Raw genomic sequence first — 6,133 nt, 5'->3', positions numbered from 1 at the left:
GGTCTCGGAGGACGAGGACAGCTCGATCTTGGCCTTCTCGGCGGCCTCGCGCAGACGCTGCAGGGCCATCTTGTCCTTGGACAGGTCGACGCCGTGGCCGCTCTGGAAGACCTTGACCAGGTGGTCGACGACCTTCTGGTCCCAGTCGTCACCACCGAGGTGGTTGTCACCGTTGGTGGCCTTCACCTCGACGACCCCGTCGCCGATCTCCAGCAGGGAGACGTCGAAGGTGCCGCCGCCGAGGTCGAAGACCAGGATGGTCTGGTCGTCCTTGTCGAGGCCGTACGCGAGGGCGGCCGCGGTCGGCTCGTTGACGATGCGCAGGACGTTGAGGCCCGCGATCTCACCGGCCTCCTTGGTGGCCTGGCGCTCGGAGTCCGAGAAGTACGCCGGGACGGTGATGACGGCGTCGGTGACCGTCTCGCCCAGGTAGGCCTCGGCGTCCCGCTTCAGCTTCTGCAGGATGAAGGCGCTGATCTGCTGCGGGTTGAAGTCCTTGCCGTCCAGGTTGATCTTCCACCCGGTGCCCATGTGGCGCTTGACCGAGCGGATGGTCCGGTCGACGTTGGTGACCGCCTGACGCTTGGCCACCTCGCCGACCAGGACCTCGCCGTTCTTGGCGAAGGCGACGACGGACGGCGTGGTCCTGGCGCCCTCGGCGTTCGTGATGACGGTGGGCTCGCCACCCTCCAGAACGCTGACGACCGAGTTCGTCGTACCGAGGTCGATGCCGACCGCGCGTGCCATCGTAGATACCTCCACGGAAGAGTTGAGCTTTACGGGCTCAAGGATGCATGACCCGGTGGGCAGCGTCAACAGGCATGAGTGCGAGTCGCTCAACTTTGCTGAGCCGGACCGTGCCGCGGGGGCCCGGCGGGGCGGCTCCGGGGGCGGGTGGATTCGGTGGGGTACGGACGGTCCGCGCGGGCGGGGGGTCGCGGTCCCGTCGTGGCGGGGGTGCGGACACGTGACTGCCGCCATAGCTTGGGAACCTTCTGGAGAGCTGTTGGCGACCTGTAATGTCCGGGCCGTCGGCCCGGCAAGTTACCGACCAGTACACTCAAGTCGACAGCCGTAGAACCACAGAGACTGCTCAACCGCAAAGCCGCAGGAGACGGAGAGCCGATGCAGCTAGCAGCGATCGTCATCTCGCTGGTCACATTCGTGATCGGCACCGCGCTCGCCGCCCGTGCGGCGCTGTACATCTACAAGGTGGTGCGCACCGGGGCGGCGGACTCCACCCGCTTCGGACAGCCCGCCCAGCGCGTCAAGACCGTGGCCGTCGAGTTCGTCGGCCACACCAGGATGAACCGCTGGGGGATCGTGGGCATCGCCCACTGGTTCGTCGCCGTCGGCTTCTTCAGCCTGGTGCTGACCATCGTCAACGCCTTCGGCCAGCTGTTCGACGCCGACTTCGCGCTGCCGATCATCGGTCACTGGATGATCTGGCAGCTCTTCGTCGAGCTGGTCGGCACCCTGACCACGCTGGGCATCCTGACCCTGATCGTGATCCGGCTGATGAGCCTGCCGTCGCGGTCCGGCCGCAAGTCCCGGTTCGCCGGCTCGATCGCCTGGCAGGCCTTCTACGTCGAGTACACGATCCTCGGCATCGGCCTCTGCATCCTGATGCTGCGCGCGCTGGAGGGCGCCCTCGACGGCGTCGACTCGTACGGACCGGAGCACCTGGTCTCGTACCCGCTGGTCTCCGCGCTCAGCGGGCTGTCGCACGGCACGCTGGAGAACCTGATCTACCTGTTCGCGATGCTGAAGATCTGCATCTCGTTCGCGTGGGCCACCACCATCGGCATCAACCCCTCGATGGGCGTCGCCTGGCACCGCTTCCTCGGCTTCTTCAACATCTACTTCAAGCGCGAGGAGGACGGCGGCACCGCCCTCGGCGAGCTCCGTCCGATGACCAGCAACGGCCAGCCGATCGACTTCGAGGACCCGGCCGACGACGCCGTCTTCGGTGTCTCCCAGGTCGAGCACTTCTCCTGGAAGGGCATCCTCGACTTCTCCACCTGCACCGAGTGCGGCCGCTGCCAGTCGCAGTGCCCGGCCTGGAACACCGGCAAGCCGCTCTCGCCCAAGCTGCTGATCATGAGCCTGCGCGAGCACGCCTTCGGCAAGGCGCCGTACCTGCTGGCCGGCGGCGGCAAGGACGCGGAGGGGAACGAGCAGGCCACCCCCGAGCAGCTCAAGGACGTCCCGGCGGCCGCCCTGGCCGAGGCCGAGCGCCCGCTGATCGGCACCGCCGAGGAGAACGGCGTCATCGACCCGGACGTCCTGTGGTCCTGCACCACCTGCGGCGCCTGCGTCGAGCAGTGCCCGGTGGACATCGAGCACATCGACCACATCGTCGACATGCGCCGCTACCAGGTGATGATCGAGAGCAACTTCCCGACCGAGGCCGGGACGATGCTCAAGAACCTGGAGAACAAGGGCAACCCGTGGGGCATGGCCACCAAGGCCCGCCTCGACTGGGTCAAGGAGCTCAAGAAGGACACCGGCATCGAGGTGCCCGTGATCGGCGAGGACATCGACCCCGCCGAGGTCGAGTACCTCTACTGGGTCGGCTGCGCCGGCGCCCTGGAGGACCGCGCCAAGAAGACCACCAAGGCCTTCGCCGAGCTGCTGCACACCGCGGGCGTGAAGTTCGCCATCCTCGGCAAGGAGGAGACCTGCAGCGGTGACTCCCCGCGCCGCCTGGGCAACGAGTTCCTGTTCCAGATGCTCGGCGCGCAGAACGTGGAGACGCTGAACGCCGCGCTGGAGGACGCCCCGACCAAGCGGATCGTGGCCACCTGCCCGCACTGCTTCAACACCATCGCCAACGAGTACCCGCAGCTCGGCGGTCACTTCGAGGTGATCCACCACACCCAGCTGCTGCAGCACCTGATCGACGAGGGCAAGCTCGTCCCGGTCAACCCGGTCGAGGGCCTGATCACCTACCACGACCCCTGCTACCTGGGCCGCCACAACAAGGTCTACAGCCCGCCGCGCGAGATCATGGACAAGGTCCCCGGTCTGCGCCAGCAGGAGATGCACCGCCACAAGGAGCGCGGCTTCTGCTGCGGCGCCGGCGGCGCCCGGATGTGGATGGAGGAGCGCATCGGCAAGCGGATCAACACCGAGCGCGTGGACGAGGCGCTGTCGCTCAACCCCGACATCGTCTCCACCGCCTGCCCGTTCTGCCTGGTGATGCTCTCCGACTCGGTCAACGGCAAGAAGAACGAGGGCGCGGCCAAGGAGCACCTGAAGGTCGTCGACGTCGCCCAGCTGCTGCTCGACTCGGTGAAGGCCACCCCGCCGGCCGAGGCCGAGGAGCACCCGGAGACCGTGGACGCGTAGCCGTCCGCGGCCCGGAAGCCCGCTGTTCGACAGTTCTGCTACAACTGCCCGGCCCGGTGGACGCCGCCAACGCGCCCGCCGGGCCGGGCTTTCGGGGTACTGCGGTGGCCCTCGGCGGTACGGCGGGCGGACGGGGAGTGACGTCCGTCGCACGGGCGCCGGACGGGCATTCGGTCGGAAGGAAATACAGTAGGCGCCGGACCGGCTCCGTGCCGGTCCACCCGTTCCGGGCGCAAGGCCGGACGGGCGCCGACCCGCGCCGGCCGGACGGACGGGTCCAGAACACCGACGGAGGCGCCGGCCCGCCGGGCCGGACCGCAGAGACCACAAGGGGAACAGCGCAGACCATGACCGAGGCGATCATGCTGGTCGGTGGTAAGGGCACGCGACTGCGTCCGCTGACCACCCACACCCCCAAGCCCATGCTGCCCGTGGCAGGCGTCCCCTTCATCGCGCACCAGCTGGCCCGGGCGGCCGCCGCCGGCGTCACCCGCGTCGTGCTGGCCACCTCGTACCTGGCCGAGGTGTTCGAGGACCACTTCCAGGACGGCACCCCGTACGGCATCGAGCTGGTCTACCTGACCGAGCGCGAGCCGCTGGGCACCGGCGGGGCCATCCGCAACGCCGCCTCCGGCCTGACCTGCGGCCCCGACGAGCCGGTCCTGGTCTTCAACGGCGACATCCTCTCCGGCGTCGACATCGCCGCCCTGCGCGACGGCCACGTGGCCGCCGGGGCCGACGTCACCCTGCACCTCACCCGGGTCGAGGACCCGCGCGCCTTCGGTCTCGTCCCGACCGACGAGAACGGGCGGGTACTGGAGTTCCTGGAGAAGCCGGAGACGCCCGAGCAGATCGTCACCGACCAGATCAACGCCGGCTGCTACGTCTTCACCCGCTCCGTGATCGACCGGATCCCGGCCGGCCGCGAGGTGTCCGTCGAGCGCGAGACCTTCCCCGAGCTGCTGGCCACCGGCGCGCTGCTGCGCGGCGTGGTCGACACCTCGTACTGGCTGGACCTCGGCACCCCCGCCGCCTTCGTCCGGGGCTCGGCCGACCTGGTGCTCGGCAAGGTCGACTCCCCGGCCGTCCCCGGCCCGACCGGCGACGCCCTGCTGCTGCCCGGCGCCACCGTCCACCCGGGCGCGGTGCTCAGCGGCGGCACCGTGATCTCCGCGGACGCGGTGGTCGAGGCCGGTGCGATCGTCGAGGGCAGCGTGATCCTGCCGGGCGCGGTGATCGGCCCGGACACCCTGGTCAAGGACTCGATCGTGGGCGCCTACGCCACCGTCGGCGACCGCTCGGCGCTGGACGGCGCGGTGATCGGCGACGGCGCGATCGTGGAGTCGGACAACGAGCTCCCGACCGGCATCCGGATCGCCTGCGGCACCCTGCTGCCGGTCGGTGCCGTCCGGACCTCGGCCGGCCCGGGCGGCTGCCCGGCCGGTACCAGCGCGGCGGCGGCGGTGCACGGCCCGTCGGTCACCGCGCAGCGGTAGCCCGGCCCTCCCGGGCCGCTCCGGCTCCTCCGGTCCTCGGGTCGCGCGCGATCCGGTCGTCCGGTTTCCCGGGGCCCCGGGGCGGCTTTCGGCCCTGTTCGTCTCAGCCTCGCTGCAAACCGGCCCCGGCTCCGTCAGAGGCCGACGGGGCCCGGGCCGGACGGGTACCTTCAGAGCGTGGCTGGTAATCGATACGACAGCGGTCAGGGCTCCGACCGCCCGCACGGCGGGTGGTCGGCCCCTCCGCCGCCGCCGGGGGCGCCCGGGGGGCACGGGCGGACGGACGGGCCGGAGTTCTTCACGGCCCCGCACCCGGAAGCCGCGGGGGGCCCGGCGGGAACGGCCGACGACGGGTACGACCCGTACGCGGCCGACCGGCCGGGGAACACCCGCGCGTTCCCGACGCGCGACCCGTACCCGGGCGGCGGCCCGTACGGGCAGGAACCCCCGCACCAGGGCCACTACGACCAGCGGCAGTACGACCAGGGGCAGTACCCGGACCAGGGCCGGTACGGGCAGTACCCGCCGGACGGCTACGCCCACGACGGCCACGGGCAGCAGCAGCCGTACGGGCAGCAGGCGCACGAGCAGCAGGCGTCGTACGGCCAGGACAACGTCGCCGTCTACCGGGCCGGCGGTCAGTCGGCCCCGCACGTCGCCGGCCCCCGGCCGCACTGGCGCGAGCTGTTCGTCGGCCTCTTCCGCAGCCCGACCGCGATGTTCGACCGCACCCGTGACCACCAGGTCTGGCTGCCCGCCCTCACCGTCTCGCTGCTGTACGGCTCGCTCGCGGTGCTCGGCATCGGGCTGACCCACGACGACATCGTCAACTCCACCTTCACCGTCGCACTGACCGGCATCTTCGCCGCCGCCGTCTGCTTCACCGTCGTCGGCGCGGTCTTCGGCGGGGTCACCTACGCGCTGGCCCGCCAGCTGGGCGGCGACGGGCCGTGGAAGTCGACCGTCGGCCTGGCCGCGCTCATCGGCTGGCTCACCGACGCCCCCCGGCTGCTGCTCGACCTGGTGCTGCCCTCCGGCAGCCCCGTCGTCCAGGTCGTCGGCTGGGCGACCTGGGCGCTCTGCGCGTACCTGCTGACCTGCATGGTCCGGCGGCTGCACGACCTGCCCTGGGGCAAGGCCGCCGCCGCCTCGGCGCTGCAGCTGATCGCCCTGCTGGTGCTGATCAAGCTGCCGACACTGGGCTGACGGGCGAAGGGCAGAATGGTGGACGGGCCGCGGCCGAGCGCCGGGGCCCGTCCACCCTCGTCGTCCCACGTCCACCGGAG

At 70.8% G+C, this 6,133-nt stretch carries 3 protein-coding genes and 1 pseudogene; 3 read left to right on the top strand and 1 reads right to left on the bottom strand.

Annotated elements, in window-relative coordinates; translation table 11 throughout:
- On the bottom strand, positions 1 to 747 hold a 747-nt coding region (locus tag AB0D10_RS10195; protein ID WP_360253888.1), incomplete at its 3' end, for an Hsp70 family protein.
- A gap of 378 nt (positions 748 to 1,125) precedes the next feature.
- Here AB0D10_RS10195 and AB0D10_RS10190 point away from each other — a divergent pair.
- From AB0D10_RS10190 to AB0D10_RS10180, 3 genes and pseudogenes are all read left to right on the top strand, one after another.
- On the top strand, positions 1,126 to 3,351 hold the full coding sequence (locus AB0D10_RS10190) for a (Fe-S)-binding protein (RefSeq protein WP_360253886.1): 2,226 nt from the start codon (positions 1,126 to 1,128) through the stop codon (positions 3,349 to 3,351).
- A 347-nt stretch (positions 3,352 to 3,698) separates the two neighbouring features.
- Positions 3,699 to 4,772, top strand: a pseudogene (locus tag AB0D10_RS10185) (NDP-sugar synthase); the annotation flags it as partial.
- Between the two features lie 252 nt (positions 4,773 to 5,024).
- Complete coding sequence (locus AB0D10_RS10180) at positions 5,025 to 6,053, top strand: Yip1 family protein (RefSeq protein WP_360253884.1); 1,029 nt, start codon at positions 5,025 to 5,027, stop codon at positions 6,051 to 6,053.
- Positions 6,054 to 6,133 lie beyond the last annotated feature (80 nt).

The sequence above is a fragment of the Kitasatospora sp. NPDC048545 genome (assembly GCF_040651155.1).
Lineage (GTDB): Bacteria > Actinomycetota > Actinomycetes > Streptomycetales > Streptomycetaceae > Kitasatospora.
Note: the sequence above shows the minus strand (reverse complement) of the source record. Positions and strands in the feature narration are given on the sequence as shown.